17 protein-coding genes are annotated in these 15,603 nt (G+C 73.2%); 9 read left to right on the forward strand and 8 right to left on the reverse strand.

Annotated elements, in window-relative coordinates:
- Positions 1-95: 95 nt before the first annotated feature.
- Positions 96-278 (forward strand): 4-oxalocrotonate tautomerase DmpI, encoded by a 183-nt coding sequence (gene dmpI, locus KY5_RS33045; RefSeq protein ID WP_098245638.1) that lies wholly within the window; start codon positions 96-98, stop codon positions 276-278.
- Positions 279-370: 92 nt separating this feature from the next.
- On the opposite strand, the gene KY5_RS33050 is transcribed toward dmpI, so the two are convergent.
- Positions 371-1,177 carry a helix-turn-helix transcriptional regulator gene (locus KY5_RS33050; protein ID WP_098247629.1) on the reverse strand — a complete coding sequence of 269 codons (807 nt, stop codon included), beginning with the start codon at positions 1,175-1,177 and terminating at the stop codon, positions 371-373.
- A 148-nt stretch (positions 1,178-1,325) separates the two neighbouring features.
- On the opposite strand from KY5_RS33050, the gene KY5_RS33055 reads away from it, so the two are divergent.
- Positions 1,326-3,044: an AMP-binding protein gene (locus KY5_RS33055; RefSeq protein ID WP_098245639.1), complete on the forward strand. Its 1,719-nt coding sequence runs from the start codon at positions 1,326-1,328 to the stop codon at positions 3,042-3,044.
- Positions 3,045-3,081: 37 nt separating this feature from the next.
- Here the strand turns inward: KY5_RS33055 and KY5_RS33060 are convergent, their stop codons facing one another.
- Positions 3,082-4,770 (reverse strand): serine/threonine-protein kinase, encoded by a 1,689-nt coding sequence (locus KY5_RS33060; RefSeq protein WP_098245640.1) that lies wholly within the window; start codon positions 4,768-4,770, stop codon positions 3,082-3,084.
- Between the two features lie 244 nt (positions 4,771-5,014).
- Here KY5_RS33060 and KY5_RS33065 point away from each other — a divergent pair, with 244 nt between their 5' ends.
- The 4 genes from KY5_RS33065 to KY5_RS33080 are packed head-to-tail and all read left to right on the forward strand — an operon-like array spanning position 5,015 to position 9,079.
- A complete protein-coding gene (locus tag KY5_RS33065) occupies positions 5,015-6,280 on the forward strand; it encodes an NAD(P)/FAD-dependent oxidoreductase (protein WP_098245641.1) in 1,266 nt (421 codons plus the stop codon).
- Entirely contained in the window at positions 6,274-7,014 is a 741-nt protein-coding gene (locus tag KY5_RS33070; RefSeq protein WP_418952837.1) for a DUF1365 domain-containing protein, read from the forward strand. The genes KY5_RS33065 and KY5_RS33070 overlap by 7 nt, the downstream gene beginning before the upstream one ends.
- Positions 7,011-8,261, forward strand: coding sequence for an SAM-dependent methyltransferase (locus KY5_RS33075; protein WP_234362982.1), 1,251 nt, complete (start codon positions 7,011-7,013; stop codon positions 8,259-8,261). The genes KY5_RS33070 and KY5_RS33075 overlap by 4 nt, the downstream gene beginning before the upstream one ends.
- Entirely contained in the window at positions 8,258-9,079 is an 822-nt protein-coding gene (locus tag KY5_RS33080; RefSeq protein ID WP_098245643.1) for a DUF1295 domain-containing protein, read from the forward strand. The genes KY5_RS33075 and KY5_RS33080 overlap by 4 nt, the downstream gene beginning before the upstream one ends.
- 54 nt (positions 9,080-9,133) lie before the next feature.
- Here the strand turns inward: KY5_RS33080 and KY5_RS33085 are convergent, their stop codons facing one another.
- Genes KY5_RS33085 through KY5_RS33100 form a run of 4 tightly spaced genes read right to left on the reverse strand, consistent with a single transcriptional unit; the run spans position 9,134 to position 11,439 of the window.
- Positions 9,134-9,721, reverse strand: coding sequence for an alkaline shock response membrane anchor protein AmaP (locus KY5_RS33085; RefSeq protein WP_098245644.1), 588 nt, complete (start codon positions 9,719-9,721; stop codon positions 9,134-9,136).
- Entirely contained in the window at positions 9,718-10,683 is a 966-nt protein-coding gene (locus tag KY5_RS33090; protein ID WP_098245645.1) for a DUF6286 domain-containing protein, read from the reverse strand. Before KY5_RS33090 ends, KY5_RS33085 begins: the two co-directional genes overlap by 4 nt.
- Entirely contained in the window at positions 10,680-10,865 is a 186-nt protein-coding gene (locus KY5_RS33095) for a hypothetical protein (protein WP_098245646.1), read from the reverse strand. The genes KY5_RS33090 and KY5_RS33095 overlap by 4 nt, the downstream gene beginning before the upstream one ends.
- Before the next feature lie 52 nt (positions 10,866-10,917).
- Entirely contained in the window at positions 10,918-11,439 is a 522-nt protein-coding gene (locus tag KY5_RS33100) for an Asp23/Gls24 family envelope stress response protein (protein ID WP_098245647.1), read from the reverse strand.
- 208 nt (positions 11,440-11,647) lie between these two features.
- Between KY5_RS33100 and KY5_RS33105 the strand changes: the two genes are divergently transcribed.
- The 3 genes from KY5_RS33105 to KY5_RS33115 are packed head-to-tail and all read left to right on the forward strand — an operon-like array spanning position 11,648 to position 13,202.
- A complete protein-coding gene (locus tag KY5_RS33105) occupies positions 11,648-12,211 on the forward strand; it encodes an RNA polymerase sigma factor (protein ID WP_418952887.1) in 564 nt (187 codons plus the stop codon).
- A complete protein-coding gene (locus KY5_RS33110; RefSeq protein ID WP_098245648.1) occupies positions 12,202-12,873 on the forward strand; it encodes a hypothetical protein in 672 nt (223 codons plus the stop codon). The genes KY5_RS33105 and KY5_RS33110 overlap by 10 nt, the downstream gene beginning before the upstream one ends.
- On the forward strand, positions 12,870-13,202 hold the full coding sequence (locus KY5_RS33115; RefSeq protein WP_234362983.1) for an Asp23/Gls24 family envelope stress response protein: 333 nt from the start codon (positions 12,870-12,872) through the stop codon (positions 13,200-13,202). Before KY5_RS33110 ends, KY5_RS33115 begins: the two co-directional genes overlap by 4 nt.
- A gap of 6 nt (positions 13,203-13,208) precedes the next feature.
- Here KY5_RS33115 and KY5_RS33120 read toward each other — a convergent pair whose 3' ends face one another.
- Positions 13,209-13,952: a ScbR family autoregulator-binding transcription factor gene (locus KY5_RS33120; protein ID WP_098245649.1), complete on the reverse strand. Its 744-nt coding sequence runs from the start codon at positions 13,950-13,952 to the stop codon at positions 13,209-13,211.
- Positions 13,953-14,324: 372 nt separating this feature from the next.
- Positions 14,325-15,476: a DegT/DnrJ/EryC1/StrS family aminotransferase gene (locus KY5_RS33125; RefSeq protein ID WP_199843350.1), complete on the reverse strand. Its 1,152-nt coding sequence runs from the start codon at positions 15,474-15,476 to the stop codon at positions 14,325-14,327.
- Positions 15,477-15,603: the final 127 nt, after the last annotated feature.

Raw genomic sequence — 15,603 nt, forward strand, 5'->3', positions numbered from 1 at the left:
GGGCGCGGCCGGGCTGAACTGGGGTCGTACCGAAAACCCCGGTCCTGCCGGGAACGGAGCCGGGTGATTCCGGCCCTACACAAGGGAGTTCAGCCATGCCCATCGTCACCGTCCAGCAGGGTCCCCGCGACGTCGAGCTCAAGCGGGAGCTGGTCAAGCAGATCACCGACGCGTTCGTGGACGCGTACAAGATCCCGGCCGAGACCGTCCAGGTCTGGATCCAGGAGACCCCGGCGGACAGCTGGGGCGCGGCGGGCGTGCTGACCGCCGACAAGTAGCGGCCGCGGGGCGGGGGCGGCGGGGGCGGCTGGGCGGAGCCACGGGGGTGTTCCCGCCCGGCGCCGCCCACCTAAGGCAGAAGCCCCGCCCCCTAAGGCAGAAGCCCCGCCCGCCGCGCCGCCACCACCGCTTCCAGCCGTGTGTGCGCCCCCAACTTCCGCATCGCGGACCGCAGATACCCCTTCACCGTCTCCGGGCGCAGCCCCAGCCGCGAGGCGGCCACCGCGTTCGTGACGCCCGTGGCGACGCACGCCAGGACGTCCATCTCGCGCGGCGCGAGCGACACGGGGCGCTCGCCGTCGCGCTCCCGGACCGTCGACGCCGACTCCAGGCGCCCCGTCACCGAGAGGAGTTCCGCCCGCAGCTCCGGGTCCACGATGCGCGGGGCCAGCGCGCGCAGCGCCCCGTGCGCCTCGCGGACCACCTCCCACGCGCCGGGTCCCGCCACCGGTTCGCGGGCCGCCGCGAGCAGGGACCGGGCCTCGTCCCGTACGACGAGGGCCTGCTCCACGTCCCGTGCCGCGGCCACCGCCGCGGAGAGCGCGCGGTCGCCGAGCGGCTGGGCCGCGCGCAGCGCGCCGTACAGGACGCCCCGCACCTGGCGGCGCACCACCACCGGCACGGCGAGCACCGAGCGCAGGCCCTCGGCCTCGACCGCCGCGTCGTACTCGTGGCTGATATGCCGGGATTCGCTGTAGTCGGTGACCGCGCACGGGCGCGAGAGGGCGGCCGCCTTGCCGCCGAGGCCGCTGCCCGCCGACACCGCGAGCCCGCACAGGGCACGCGTCGCGGTGCCGCTCAGCTCCCCGATGCGCAGTTGCCGCTGGCCTTCGAGGAGTCCGCCGAAGGCCACCGGGAGCCCCGTGCCGCGGCGCAGCCGCAGCAGCGCGGCCCGCATCTCCACCGTCTCCCCGCCGTCTGCCGACACGCGTTCGCCCTTTCACCTCGCGACACCCCCGTCCGGGGGTGGTGAGATCCGCATCACGGATTACACGATGTTACGTAGCGTCCGGCGATGAGAGCGGCCACTAGGTACGGGAGTGCAGATGACGACCACCGGCACGAGTGCCACCGAGCAGTTCCGTACCGCGCGGGACTTCCTCCTGCGCCACCGGGAGGATTACACCACCGCGTACGAGGGCTTCGCCTGGCCCAGGCCCGAGCGGTTCAACTGGGCCCTCGACTGGTTCGACGTGATCGCCGAGGGCAACGAGCGGACCGCGCTGCACATCGTCGAGGAGGACGGCACCGAGTCCCTCTCCTCCTTCGCGCGGCTCTCCGAGCGCTCCAACCGCGCGGCCAACTGGCTGCGCGCGCAAGGCGTACGGCCCGGTGACCGTGTCGTCGTCATGCTCGGCAACCAGGTCGAGCTGTGGGAGATCGCCCTCGCCGCGATGAAGCTGCGCGCGGTCGTCATCCCCGCGACGCCGCTGCTCGGCCCCGTCGACCTGCGCGACCGGATCGACCGGGGCCGCGCCAGGCACGTCGTCGTGCGCCCCGACGACACCGCGAAGTTCGCCGACGTGCCCGGCGATTACACCCGGATCGTGGTGGGTGGCGCGGCGGGCGAGGGGGAGGGGGAGGAGGACGCGGGAGGCGCCGGATGGATCTCGTACGACGGTGTCGACGACGCGTCCGCGGCCTTCGAGCCCGAGGGGATCTCCCTCGCCGACGACCCGCTGATGCTCTACTTCACCTCGGGCACCACCGCCAGGCCCAAGCTGGTCGAGCACACCCACGTGTCCTACCCCGTGGGCCACTTGGCGACGATGTACTGGATCGGGCTCAAGCCCGGCGACGTCCATCTGAACATCTCGTCGCCCGGCTGGGCCAAGCACGCCTGGTCGAACCTCTTCGCCCCGTGGAACGCCGAGGCCACCGTCTTCATCCACAACTACAGCCGCTTCGACGCGGGGCGGCTGATGGCCGAGATGGACCGCGCGGGCGTGACGTCGTTCTGCGCGCCGCCCACCGTGTGGCGCATGCTCATCCAGGCCGATCTGACCCAGCTGCGGACCCCGCCGCGCGAGGTCGTCGCCGCGGGCGAGCCGCTCAACCCCGAGGTCATCGAGCAGGTGCGGCGCGACTGGGGCGTCACCATCCGGGACGGCTTCGGACAGACCGAGACGGCCGTACAGGTCGCCAACTCGCCCGGCCAGAAGCTGAAGCCGGGCTCCATGGGCAGGCCGACGCCCGGCTTCGTCGTCGAGCTGCTCGACCCGGTGACCGGCGAACCCGGCGCGGCGGAGGGCGAGATCTGCCTCGACCTGGGCGCGGACCCCGTCGGCCTGATGGTCGGCTACCACGGCGACCCGGAGCGCACCGCGGAGGCGATGAAGGGCGGCTACTACCGCACCGGCGACATCGGCTCGCGCGACGCCGACGGGTACATCACCTACGTCGGCCGCGCCGACGACGTCTTCAAGGCGTCCGACTACAAGATCTCCCCGTTCGAGCTGGAGAGCGCGCTCCTGGAGCACGAGGCGGTGGCCGAGGCGGCCGTCGTCCCCGCGCCCGACCCGGTGCGGCTCGCGGTCCCCAAGGCGTACGTCGTGCTCGCGAAGGGCTGGACGCCGGACGGGAAGACGGCGCAGGCGATCTTCGAGTACACCCGCTCGGTGCTGGCCCCCTACAAACGCGTCCGCCGCATCGAGTTCACCGAGGAGCTGCCCAAGACCGTCTCGGGCAAGATCCGGCGCGTCGACCTGCGGGGGCGTACGGCGGAGGGGGCCACGGACGAGTGGACGGAGCAGGGGAAGGGCTGAGCCCGGTAGAGCTACGCCCGGTGCGGCTGGCAGGCGGTCAGTCCCCCCGTCGCCACACCGTCATGTCCGCGGTCAGGAAGCCGATGTCGGGCACGGCCGTCGACTTCACCTGGACCACGAGCAGGGCGATGTCTCCGTTGCGGTGCTTCACGCAGATCTCGCTGCCCGCGGCGGCCGCGGCGAGGGGCAGGCGGTGTTCCTTCGCCCCGGTGAGTTCGAAGCGGCACTTGTCGAGGTCGGCGCCCGGCTTGGCGTAGCGCAGGAGGAGGACGCTGGTGTCGCTCTCCAGCGCGCATCCGGCGTCCTTCGCGCAGGTGAAGCGGATGTCGCCGGTGAGGTTCTCGCGCCGGGTCGGCTCCTTGAGGCTGACGGAGGTCTTCGCGTCCAGCCACTGCCCGGGGTGGGCCTCGCCCCGGGGCGAGGCGTCCTTGGAGGACGGCGCGCGGGACGTTCCCTTGCCTCCGCCGGACCCGGCGCGCTCTTCGGCGCCCGCCTCGTTCGCCTCGTCAGCCCCGTCCGCGTCCCGGCCGTCGGACTTCGCCGACCTCGACGACTTCCCGAGCGGCTCGCCGGACGCGTTCGGGCGGGCCCCCGACGCCTTGTCCCCGTCCTTGTCGCCCGCGCTTCCTCCGCGCAACGCGTCCGTCGCGTCCATGACCGTCCACGCCAGCGCCGTGAGCACCAGCGCGCCCGCCGTCACCGCCGCCGCCGTGACGAGGCCGGTCCTGCGTCTTCGCGTCGGCGACGGGTCCTGTGCCGTCGGGTACGACCCCGGGGGCAGGTGCCGCGTGGGGAACGCCAGGGACCGGGTGGTGGTGTCGGTGAGCGGCGACGGAACCGTCACCTCCGGGCCCATCACCTCGCGCCACACGGCGGGCCCCGCCCCGGCGTCGGCCTCATGGCCGAGCCGCTGTCGGCACCAGTCGATGATCTCCGCAGGAGTGGCCCGTTCCGCCGGGTCGGCGGCCATGCACCGGGCGATGAGCGGTCGCAGCTCCTCGGGCAGCAGGGACAGGTCGGGCGTGGAGTGGACGATCCGGTAGAGCACGCTGACCGCGGGGCCGTCCCCGTACAGCGATTCGCCGAGCGCCGCGAACGCCGCGGTCTGACCGAGTGCGAAGACGTCGGTCGCCGCCGTGACGTCGCCCCCGGACGCCTGCTCGGGAGCCATGAACTGGGGCGTGCCGACGGCGGCCCCCGTGGCGGTGTACGAACTGACGCCGGAGGCCAGCGAGATGCCGAAGTCGATGACGCGCGGGCCTTCGGCGGAGAGCAGGACGTTCGACGGCTTCAGGTCACGGTGCACGACGCCCGCGCCGTGGATGGCCGCCAACGCCTCGGCCACGCCCGCCACCAGCCAGAGGACAGCGCGCACCGGCAGCGGGCCGTGGCGCCCGACGGCCTCGGACAGGGAGGGACCGGGGACGTACAGCGTGGCCAGCCAGGGCGGTGTGCCGTCCGCGTCGCCGTCGATCAGCTCGGCGGTGTACGCGCCCCTGACCCGCCGCGCGGCCTCCATCTCCCGGCGGAAACGGCGCCGGAAGGCGGGGTCGTCGGCCAGCTCTGAGCGTACGACCTTGATCGCCACCGGTCGGCCGCCCCGCGTGTGGGACAGATAGACCCGGCCCATGCCGCCCGCGCCGATCCGGGCGGCCAGCCGATATCCGGCCACCACGCCTGGATCGTCCGCCCCCAGCGGCCGGAACACCGCGCTCGCGTCGGTCATCTGCCCCTACCCCCTACCACCTGCTCCCTGGAGCTTCTCGTGCTCCAGGAACCCCTGATCCCCTGGTCGAACCGGTGGGTCGACCACGGAAGAGCCTAAGGCGTGTGGCCGGAACCGATCACGGCCGGAGTCGCTTCACGTCCCTCAGCCCTCCACGGGCCACAGCTCGCACCAAGCCGATCCGGCCGCGGCTCCGAATCACCGGTGCGGGGCTCGATCGCCCCGACGTCGAAAGAGGGGCGGCATGACGCGCAGGCAGCGGACGGCAGTGGTGGGGAGCGGGGTCGCGGGGCTGACCGCGGCGTACGTTCTGCGGGGCAGACACGAGGTGACGCTGTACGAGAGCGACGGGCGGCTCGGCGGGCACGCGCACACGCGCGACGTGGTCTCCGGGGACGGCAGGGCGCACCCGGTCGACTCGGGGTTCATCGTGCACAACGAGCGGACGTACCCGCATCTGCTCAGGCTCTTCGACGAGCTGGGGGTGGTGACGCGGCCCACGGGGATGAGCATGTCCGTGCGGTGCGAAGGGTGCGGCCTGGAGTACGCGGGGGCGCGCGGCCCGCGCGGTCTGTTCGCCAGGCCCGCCAACGCCGTCACCGTCCCGTATCTGCGGATGCTCACCGAGGTGCCCCGGTTCCACCGCGCGGCGCGGCAGGTGCTGGCCGACGAGGAGCGGGACGACGGGCCGACCCTGGGCGACTTCCTGGCGGAGCGCGGCTTCTCGCGGTACTTCGTCCGGCACTTCGTGACGCCGGTGGTCTCGGCCGTCTGGTCCTGCCCCGCGACGACCGCGCTGCGCTATCCGGCCCGCTACCTCTTCCGCTTCCTCGACCACCACGGGATGCTCGCCGTGAGCGGGTCCCCGAGCTGGCGCACCGTCGTGGGCGGCTCGCGCGACTACGTGACGCGGATCGGCAAGCAGCTCGACGCCGTGCACACCTCGACTCCGGTGCGGGCGCTGCGGCGCGGCTGGGACCGGGTCGAGCTGACCACGGAGGACGGTGCCACCGCCACCTACGACTCGGTGGTCGTCGCCACCCACCCGGATCAGGCGCTGCGGCTCATCGCCGATCCGACCGACGCCGAGCGACGGGTGCTCGGCGCGTTCCGCTACTCCCGCAACCGGACGCTCCTGCACACCGACACGTCGGTCCTGCCGCGCCGCGCGGGCGCCCGTGCCGCGTGGAACCACCTGCTGCCCGCGTGTGACGCCGGTGCCGAACAGGTGCGCGTGAGCTACGACATGAACCGGCTCCAGGGCATCGAGACGCCGGAGACGTACGTGGTCAGCCTCGGTGACCACGACATCCCCGCGGAGCGGGTCCTGGACCGCATGGTCTACGAACACCCCGTCTACACACCGGAGTCGGTGGCCGCGCAGCGCAGGCTGCCCGCCCTGAACAGCCAGGTGACCGTCTTCGCCGGGGCGTACCACGGCTGGGGCTTCCACGAGGACGGCTGCCGCTCCGGGGCGGCGGCGGCCGCGGCCCTGGGGGTGCGGTGGTGAGCCCGGACGTGGTGCCCGCGCTCTATCCGAGCCTCGTCACCCACGTCCGCACCCGGCCCGAGCGGTACGTCCTGACGCACCGCACCTACCTGTGGCTCGTCGACCTCGACCGGCTGCCCGTACTGCCCCGGCCGCTGCGGGCGCTCGCCCGGTTCGAGGGGCGCGACCACTTCGCGGGGCGTCCCGACGGCATCAGGGCGGGGCTCGAACGCTTCCTCGCCGCGCACGGAGTGGACCTGGCGGGCGGGCGCGTCCTGATGCTCGCCAACGCGCGCGTGCTCGGCCACGTCTTCAACCCGCTGACGCTCTTCTGGTGTTACGGCCCCGGGGGCGAGCCGTGCCGCGTGGTGGCCGAGGTGCACAACACCTACGGCGAGCGGCACGCCTATCTCCTGGAGCCGGACGGCGCGGGCCGTGCCGAGGTCGCCAAGGAGTTCTACGTCTCGCCGTTCTTCCCGGTGGACGGCGCCTACCGGATGCGCCTTCCGGTGCCGGACGAACGGCTGCGGATCGCCGTCGAGTTGACGCGCGACGGGGACAGCGTCTTCACCGCGACCGTACGGGGCGAGCGGCGTCCCGCGACCGCGCGGAACCTGCTGCGCGCCCTCGCCCGCCACCCCTGGCCGACGCTCGCGGTGAGCGCGGCCATCCGTCGGCACGGGATCCGCCTGTGGCTGCGCGGCCTGCCCGTCCAGGACAGGCCGGACCATCGCGTACAGAAGGGAATGCAGTGACCACGCACGTCTTCGAACCCGACGGTGGCATCGACGCCGACCGGTGGCCCGACGTGGCCGCGGTGCCGCGCTGTTCGCCGGTGCGGCAGGCGATCGCGCGCGCGATCGTGCTGCGCGCGCTGCGCCGTCTTCCGCTGCGGGTGCGGCTGGGGGACGCCGAACAGTTCGGCGTGCGCGGCCCGTTGCTGGTCGTCCGCGCGCCTGAGGCGTTCTGGCGGCGGATCGCGGTCGGCGGGCTCATCGGCTTCGGGGAGTCCTATCTGGCGGGGGAGTGGGAGGCCGACGACCTCGTGGGCGTACTCGGCGTGCTCGCCCGGCACGCCGCCACCCTGGTGCCCGCGCCGCTGCAACGGCTGCGCGGGCTGTGGGCGCCCCGGCAGCCCGACGCCCAGCGCAACACCCTGACCGGCGCGCGGGCCAACGTCCACCGGCACTACGACCTGTCCAACGACCTCTTCGCGCTCTTCCTCGACGAGACGCTCAGTTATTCGTCGGCGATCTTCGAACGGCCGCACGGCAGTTGGCGGGAGCTGCCCGCCGCCCAGCACCGCAAGATCGACCGGCTGCTCGATCTGTGCGGCGTGACCGAGGGCAGCAAGGTGCTCGAAATCGGCACGGGCTGGGGCGAGTTGGCGATCCGGGCGGCGGCGCGCGGTGCGGTCGTCCACTCGGTCACGCTCTCCGCCGAGCAGTGCGAGCTGGCCCGTGAGCGCGTCAGGGCGGCCGGGTTCGAGGATCGCGTGCGGATCGAGCTGTGCGACTACCGGCAGGTCACCGGGCGTTACGACGCCGTCGTCAGCGTCGAGATGATCGAGGCCGTCGGCGCGGAGTACTGGCCCGCCTACTTCCACGCCCTGGAAACCCTGCTCGCGCCGGGCGGCCGGGTCGCGCTCCAGGCCATCACCATGCCGCACGACCGCATGCGCGCCTCGGCGGGCACGCACACCTGGATCCAGAAGTACGTCTTCCCCGGCGGCCTGATCCCCTCCCTGCGGGCCGTCGAGGAGACGGCGGCCGCGCACACGTCGCTGCGCGTCACGGCCTGTGAGGGGTACGGGGCGCACTATGCGGAGACCCTGCGACTGTGGCGCGAGCGCTTCGCCCAACAGGCGGCGCGCGTGGACGAGTTGGGCTTCGACGCCACCTTCCGGCGGATGTGGGACTTCTACCTCGCCTACTCCGAGGCGGGCTTCCGCTCGGGGTATCTCGACGTCCACCAACTCCAGTTGTCAGGAGGCCCGTCGTGAACGGTTTCGCCTGGGGGGACTTCGCCTGGGGTGCCTTCGGGGCCAACCTCGCCGTCGCGGCGGGCGCCGCCCTCGTGGTGCTGCTCGTCGCCTTCGCCGTAGGGCTGCGCACGGGGAAGCACCGGGTCGTCGACGTCGCCTGGGGAGCCGCCTTCACCGCCGTCGCCGCGGTGTCCTACGGCATGTCCGCGGGCCACGGGGACCCCGGAAGGCGGCTGCTCGTCACCGCGCTGACCGCGATCTGGGGGCTGCGCCTCGCCGTGCACATCGCCTGGCGCGGCCGGGGGCACGGCGAGGACCCGCGCTACGAGCGGATGCTGGCCAAGGCGCCGGGCAGCAGGGCCGCGTACGCCTTCCGCATGGTCTATCTGCTCCAGGCCGCACTGGTCTGGCTGGTGTCCCTGCCGGTGCAGGCGGCCGGGTACGTGCGGGGGCCGATGGGGCCGATCGCCCTCGTGGGAACCGCGCTGTGGCTGACCGGCCTGGTCTTCGAAGCGGTCGGCGACCACCAGCTCGCCCGGTTCAAGGCCGATGAGGCCCATCGCGGCCGGATCATGGACCGCGGCCTGTGGTCCTGGACCCGCCACCCGAACTACTTCGGCGACTTCTGCGTCTGGTGGGGCCTGTTCCTGCTGGTGTGCGACGCGCCCGCCGCCGCGGCGGCCACGGCCGTGGGCCCCGTGACGATGAGTCTGCTGCTCACCCGCGGCAGCGGAAAGGCGCTCCTGGAACGGCACATGGCGGAGCGCCCCGGCTATGCCGCGTACGTGCGGCGCACCAGCGGGTTCTTTCCCCGGCCGCCGCGCGACCGGGGGTGAGCGGCGGCGCGGCGCGCGCTTCCGCGGACGAGGGCCTGTGCCCGGCGGCCGGGTTCAATGCACCCGTTCCGCCCGGTGTGACCGCACCTTGATGCGGACGTCCGCCGTGAGCTCGCGCGGGGCCGCGGCCGCGCGCGCTTCCGTGATGGCGTCCTCGGAGAGCGTGCGCAGCACCGTCGACGGTGAGGCGTCCGGGTCGAGGACGAGGGTGATGGAGGCGCGCAGCCGGTGTGGGCGGCCGAGGATGTGGACCTGTGCCCGGCGCACGCCGTCGATCGCCCCGGCCCGCTCGGCCAGGGCGGCGCCCAGCGCGGGCCCCGCGAGGGTGACGTCGCCCCGGCCGAGGGGCAGCGCGCGCAGCCGCCCCGCGCGGACCTGCGCGACCGCCACGTACGCGAGCAGCAGGAAGGCGAGGGACAGGGCCGCGAGCAGGGCCGCGGGCCACCACGTGTGGTCGCGCCAGCGCTCCAGGGCGCCCGCGTCGAGCCACACCCGGTGATCGTCCAGACGCGGCCACCCGGCGGGGAGCCGGTCCCGTACGGGGCCCGTCGCCGAGGCCAGGGTCGCGCCCGCGCCCAGGAGGACCGCCGCCGCGCAGGCAAGCGCCGCCCGGTTCGCGCCGCCACGGATTCCACTAGTCACCGGGTGCTCCCGCCTTCCTCGTGCGCCGCAGGGGCGCGCCATGTCGGTTCGGTGCGGACCCGTACGCGCAGCTTGAGCGGCCGGGCGAGGCCGAAGCCGTCCGCCGCGGCGAGCGCGGCCCGCCGCACCGCGTCGCGGGCGGCGTCCCGGTCCCCGAACCCCAGCCTCGCGCGCACGCGGGCGCCGCGTCGTCCCATACGGACCCGCACCCGTGTGATGCCAGGGACGTCGCTCACCGCGTCCCTCAACAGGGCGGCGGCAGCGGCGCGTTCGAGCGTGGCGTGCACGCCGGGTCCCGGCGCCGCCAGGGGGACGCGGCGGCGCTTGCCCGGTGTCACCGCCAGGATCAGCAGCCACACGCCGAGGGCGAACACGCCTGCCGCCGCCGCGAGATCGGTGGCGGTGACGCCGGGGCCGTGCTGCGACAGCCAGTCCACCAGCTCCACCCGCCATCGCGCGGCAGGCCGCCCGGCCACGTGCACGGAGACCACCTCGTACAGCAGTACTCCGCACGCGGCCGCCGCAACGAGGGTCAACAGGCCCATGGGCAGGCGCCGTTGGGACCACGGCCGCCGCGCGGTGCCCGCCGGTACCGGTCCGGCCTCCGTCGCTACCGCCTGCTCCGCTTCCGCGCCGTCCTGCCGGGACAGCGCGCGTACGTGGATGCGGGCCGACGGCACCGTGAGGCCGGTGAGCCGCGCGGTGCGGTCCACGACGTGGGAGCGGACCCGCTCGCCCGCCTCGTCCAGCGGGCCGGGGTAGGGCAGCGTGACGTCCAGGGCGACCCTGGCCCGGCGGCCGCGGACGGACGCCGACGCGCCCGACACCCGGACCGGGCCCGCCGCCCGTACCTCCGTCGCGGCGTGCTCCGCGATCCGCCGCACCGCCCGGCTCGCGACGGTCGTCGCACCGCGCTCGTCGGGCGGGGTGCGGGACGCGGGCGGCGTGCCGGGCGCACTCATCGGCGCCCCCGGTCACGGCCGCCGAGGAACTCGCGGATGTCCGTGCCGTCGTCGACCAGCCGGCCGAGGACGAAGCCGACCGTGCCGAGCGCGGCCACCAGGAGGAACGCGCCGAAACCGCCGAACCATCCGGCGAATCCGAGCGCCATGCCGACCATCAGGCCCACCAGCGCTGTGCTCACCACTCACCTCAACTGCTTCGGAAGGGGAAGGGGACGGGGGGACGGTGCCGTGCTATTCCACCCGGGTCTCGCCCGACGAGTCCGCGTCGTCGTCATCGGGCAGGCGCACGTCGTTGATCGCCACGTTGACCTCGACGACTTCGAGGCCGGTGATGCGCTCCACCGCCGCGATGACGTTCTCGCGCACGTCGTGCGCCACGTCCGTGATGGGCACGCCGTACTCGACCACGATGTCCAGGTCGATCGCCGTCTGGCGCTCGCCCACCTCGACCTTCACGCCGCGCCCCACGTTGGGCCGCCCGCCGGGCACGCGGTCGCGTACGGCGCCGAGCGTGCGGGAGAGACCGCCGCCCATGTCGTACACGCCGGGGATCTCACGCGCCGCCATACCGGCGATCTTCACCACCACGACGTCGGCGATGGAAGTCTTGCCGCGCGTGGCGGCGGGTTCGTCGGCGCCGGTGGCGCCGGTGACAGTGGTGGAGCCCGGGACGCTCTTCTGGACGGTGCCGCTCAGGCTGTTCGCGTCGCCCGCGGACGTCGCCGCCTTGGTGGTGAGGTCCTGTGTCGCCATGGTGACTTCTCCTCGTCGGGTGCCGGTCCGTTTTCGGTGCTTCTCCGGTTCTGACCCGGACACCGGTCTTCCGTTACGCGCCTACGCGGAATTTCTTCGTCTCGCGTGTAGCGTGCCTGCGCCGCGTAACGCGGAGCGCTCCCGATGTGTCGTACGAGCACGGTCTAAAGGAGAGGAGCCGCGTGTGCCGGGGGACCGGGACAGAGCACTGGAGAAGACGGACGCGTCCCTGCGGCGTGAGCAGGACCTGCTGACGGTCAGGGCGGCGGAGGGCGACGAGGAGGCGTTCGAGACCCTGGTGCACCACCACGCGCCCGGCCTGCTGCGCCTCGCCACGCGGCTCCTGGGCAGCAGGGCCGAGGCCGAGGACGCCGTGCAGGAGTCGTTCGTGAGCGCCTGGCGGAAGCTGCCGGAGTTCCGGGGCGACGCCAGGTTCGGCACCTGGATCCACCGGATCGTCACCAACAGGTGCCTCAACGTGCTGCGGTCGCGCCGCTCCGACCTGGGCCTCGACGCGGTGCCCGAACCGTCGGCGCCCGACCACCAGGTGTCACCCTCGCGGGCGGCGGAGGCCCACGCCGCGGTGGCGGACCTGTCACGGGCCATGGAGGGCCTCTCCGCGGAGCAGCGCGTGTGCTGGGTGCTGCGCGAACTGGACGGCGTGTCCTACGAGTCCATTGCCGAGACGGTCGGCATCAGCCCGGAGGCGGTCCGCGGCCGTGTCTTCCGGGCGCGGCGCTATCTGACGGAGGCGATGGCCGCATGGCGATGAACGAAGAGGGCCGTGGGGCCGTGGACGAGGAGACCCTTCCGTGCGGACGCGAGCTCGCGCGGGTGTGGGAGCGGTGGGAGGCGGGGGAGCGGGACCCGCACGTCGACGGCTGCGCGTACTGCGCCGATGCCGTGGCCGCGCTGCGCGCCCTGGAAGGAGTCGTGGCCCAGGCACGCGTGGCGGAACCGCCGGAGCAGGCGTCGCAGGCCGCGACGCTCGCGGGTCGGATCATGGACGTCGTACGCCTGGAGCTGCGACCTGGCCGTACGTTGCCGCTGGGCGACGAGGACGAGGACGTGTGGATCGTGGAGGCGGCCGCCGCCAGGACGATCCGGGCCGCGGTGGAGACGCTGCCCGGCGTACGTGCGGGCAGCTGCCGCATCGACATCGCGCCCCTGGAAGCGGGGCAGGGACGGCCCGCGCCGGTGGTGCCGTCGGGGCGGCTGCCCCGGGGGCCGGTCAGAGTGCGGGTCGAGATCCAGGTCGCCCTCGCGTGGAACCTGCGGGACGTCGCGGACCGGGCCAGGCACAGAGTGCTCGCGGCGGCCGACGCCGAGCTGGGAATGAGGGTGGCGGAGATCGACGTACGGATCGCCGACATCATCGACGACGGCGCGGAGGACGACGGCGTGGGCGACGGAGTGGAAGGGGAACGGCGGTGACGGAGAGACAAGCGGAGAGGGACGCCGCCCGTGCGATGACCGACGTGGTCAGGGACGCGGTCCTGCGTACGCCGGGCGTCGCCTTCCTCAAGCCGGGCATCGCGGAACTCCTTCGCTCCACCCCGCTGTTGCCGACAGGGCGCTCGGCGGGCGTGCGGGTCCGGCGCGACAGGAGCACGGGGGACTGGCACGTGGAGGTGCAGGTGGTGGTGCGCAGGGACCACCGGGCCCTGGACGTGACCCGGGAGATCCGCGCCGGGGTGACGGAGGCCGTGGCGCGGGAGACCGGGCGGATCGCGGTGACCGTGACGGTGAGCGGGCTCGTGTGAGCGGCGTCAGGTGGTGACCTGAGCGTCACAGGGAGCCGGGGGAGCGGGCACGGTGACGTCGGGCGCCGAGGGACCGGGCGCCGAGACATCGGACGCCGGGGCACCGGGCGCCGCCGGACCGGGCAGTTCGGCGAACACCCGTGCCCCTCGGTCCTCGGCGAGGTCGAGCGAGGCGAGTACCGAGGGGATCACGATGCTGGGCAGCAGATGCCGCAGGAGGGCGGCGGCTCTGCGGTCCAGGTCCCGGTATCTGCTGGCCGTCTCGGACATGGACTGCACACCGGCGAAGCCGCCCACGAGGACCTCGGCGCTCGCCGCGATGTCGACGTGCGACAGGAGCTCGCCCCGGGCCTTGGCCGCTTCGAGGAGGTCGCGGACGATGTCCACCCACGGGTCGAACGGGCCCCGGCCGTCGGGCCGGTGGCCCACCTCGTGCAGGGAGAGGCGCACTCCGGCACGGACCATCGGATCGCTCTGTAACCGGTAGCCGTGCAGCAGCACGACGTCGACGAGTTCCTGCGCCCGGCAGGTGCGCGGCGGTACCGTCGGGCGCGCGGTCTGCTCGGTCAGGACGCCGTGGGCCAGGTCCTCCTTGGACTGGAAGTGGAAGTACAGCGCCCCCTTGGTCACCCCCGCGGTCCTGAGGATCTCGGTGATGGTGGCCGCCTGATAGTCGTGCTCGTCGAAGACCCTCGCCGCCGCTTCCAGGATCGCGCGACGCGTCCGTATCGCCCGGGCTTGCTTCGCCACGCTGTTCCTTCCTGGCCAGTTCCTTGGAGCAAGTATCAAACCAGAACGGCGGTTTGTGATCCAGGGCTGGTCAGCGGCCTTCTAGACAGACGTCTGGTTTCCACTTGTCTGGCCTGACTGTGTTTCACTACTCCTGTGCCGGGAACGTGCTGGCCGTACGGGCCTTCGGGTGCCAGGGAAGTGGATCGTTGCGAAAGATGCGGCGGCGGCGGAAACTGGCGTGGTCCTTACGGCAACCCGGCTTCCTCAGTTTACAAACCGTGCAGTCGGTTTATAGACTCCCGATCGGGACGCGCAAGCGGTCGGCACTTCGTCCCCCGGCGTGCCGACGGGCCGGTCGCGGTCCCCACCGCGGCCGGCCGCTCCGTGACCTCAGCGGTGGAGGAGTGCCTCCACCGACTTGCGCAGGGCGGCGGCCACGGTGTGCACGTCCGCGTCGTCGAGCCCGGGGTGCAGGGGCAGACAGAGGGTCCGGTCCGCCGCGTGCTCGGCCCCCGGCAGGCTCAACTCGCCCGCCCCGTAGGCGGGAACCTTGTGCAGCGGCGCGTAGCGGAACGTGGTGTAGATCCCCGCGGCCCGCAGTTCGTTGGCCACGTCGTCGCGTATGTCCGGGGGCATCTGGACCCAGTAGAAGTAGTACGTCGAGGTGTGCCCTGCGGGCAGCGGCGGGGGCGTCAGCAGGTCGGACAGGTCGGCCAGGTCGGCGAGTTCGCGGTCGTAGAGCTCGGTGATCTCGCGGCGCCTGGCGACCAGTTCGGGCAGTCGGCGCAGTTGGACGGCGCCGATGGCGGCGGTGAGGTCGTTGCCGATGTCGCGGCGGCCGACCTCGGGGACGTCCAGCTCCCACCAGCGTGAGGAGACCTGGGCGTAGCCGAACCCGGTCGGCTGTGCCAGTCCGTGGTAGGCGAGGCGCCTGGCCCGCGCGGCGGCATCGGGGTCGCGGGCGTAGAGCATGCCGCCGTCGCCGCAGACCATGACCTTCATGGCGTCGAAGCTCCACATGGCGAAGTCGCCGAAGGTGCCCACGGGTCGGCCGTCGACGGTGGAGGCCACCGAGCAGGCGGCGTCCTCGATCAGGGTGATGTCCCTGTGGCGGCAGAGTTCCGCGATGCGGGTGATGTCGCCGGGGCTGCCGCCGTAGTGCAGGACGAGGACGGCCCTGGTGCGGTCGGTGAGGGCCGCTTCGATGTGCTCGGCGGTGGGGTTGAGGGTGCGCGGGTCTACGTCGCAGAAGACCGGGCGGCCGCCGCCGGCGACGACGGCGTTGGCGGCGGCGACGAAGCTGGGCGAGGGCAGGACGACCTCGTCGCCCTCGGTCAGGTCGAGGGATTCGACGGCGAGGAAGAGCCCCGCGGTGCCGGAGTTGAGGAAGACGACGTGCTCGGCGTCCACCTGGAGGTGCTCGGCGAAGGCCGCCTCGAACGCCTCGGTACGGGGCCCGTGCCCCAGCCACTTGCTGTCGAACACTTCGGCCACGGCAGCCAGTTCCTCCTGGCCCACCTGCGGCTGATGGAGATGGATCATGATCGTGTTCCCCCCGCTGCGTCGCGACTTCCTTGATCGTCAACAGATCGTAAAACAGGAGGGGTGGTCTGTTGTCGTGTGCTGGTGGCGGTCCCGGGGCGCGGCCGGGCATGCTGAGCGTCATGGT

It is taken from the genome of Streptomyces formicae (assembly GCF_002556545.1).
In the GTDB taxonomy this organism is placed as follows: Bacteria; Actinomycetota; Actinomycetes; order Streptomycetales; family Streptomycetaceae; genus Streptomyces; species Streptomyces formicae_A.

Excerpts from the sequence above, each read along its gene's own strand:
- dmpI (WP_098245638.1), top strand. The coding sequence starts at position 96 with ATGCCCATCGTCACCGTCCAGCAGGGTCCCCGCGACGTCGAGCTCAAG.
- KY5_RS33050 (WP_098247629.1), bottom strand. The coding sequence starts at position 1,177 with ATGCGGGCCGCGCTGCTGCGGCTGCGCCGCGGCACGGGGCTCCCGGTG.
- KY5_RS33055 (WP_098245639.1), top strand. The coding sequence starts at position 1,326 with ATGACGACCACCGGCACGAGTGCCACCGAGCAGTTCCGTACCGCGCGG.
- KY5_RS33060 (WP_098245640.1), bottom strand. The coding sequence starts at position 4,770 with ATGACCGACGCGAGCGCGGTGTTCCGGCCGCTGGGGGCGGACGATCCA.
- KY5_RS33065 (WP_098245641.1), top strand. The coding sequence starts at position 5,015 with ATGACGCGCAGGCAGCGGACGGCAGTGGTGGGGAGCGGGGTCGCGGGG.
- KY5_RS33090 (WP_098245645.1), bottom strand. The coding sequence starts at position 10,683 with ATGAGTGCGCCCGGCACGCCGCCCGCGTCCCGCACCCCGCCCGACGAG.
- KY5_RS33100 (WP_098245647.1), bottom strand. The coding sequence starts at position 11,439 with ATGGCGACACAGGACCTCACCACCAAGGCGGCGACGTCCGCGGGCGAC.
- KY5_RS33110 (WP_098245648.1), top strand. The coding sequence starts at position 12,202 with ATGGCGATGAACGAAGAGGGCCGTGGGGCCGTGGACGAGGAGACCCTT.
- KY5_RS33125 (WP_199843350.1), bottom strand. The coding sequence starts at position 15,476 with ATGATCCATCTCCATCAGCCGCAGGTGGGCCAGGAGGAACTGGCTGCC.